A 380-nucleotide genomic window follows, 5' to 3' on the forward strand; every position below is an offset into this window, starting at 1 on the left:
AATGAATATCTTAGGGATAGAAGCTGGTTGGCTGAACAATTTTCTGTTGCAGACATCGCGATGTCTGATGTACTTCGTTTGGTCGATAGGTTTGATGGGCTAAAGCAATATAGCTATTGCCGAAAGCATCTAGAGCAATGTGTTTCTAGATCAGCTTTTAAAAAAGCATACAAAGATCAGCTGGAATTGTACTCTACAATAAGCTGACCAAATAAATGGAAGGAGGTGTTTATGCAACAAATTAAAACAGCATTACTATTTGTAGGCCAACATGCGGGTAATGCAAAGTCAGCTGTAGAATCTTACATCGAGCTATTTCCGAGGTCCAAAATTTTGGATATCGAACTTTATGGAGCCGACGACAACGAGCCAGAAAGCGC

General features: G+C 40.0%; 1 pseudogene. It reads left to right on the top strand.

The features are described from left to right. Window positions 1-207, top strand: a pseudogene (locus CEX98_RS23085) (glutathione S-transferase family protein); the annotation flags it as partial. Window positions 208-380: the final 173 nt, after the last annotated feature.

The organism is Pseudoalteromonas piscicida (assembly GCF_002744175.1).
GTDB classification, from domain to species: domain Bacteria; phylum Pseudomonadota; class Gammaproteobacteria; order Enterobacterales; family Alteromonadaceae; genus Pseudoalteromonas; species Pseudoalteromonas piscicida_B.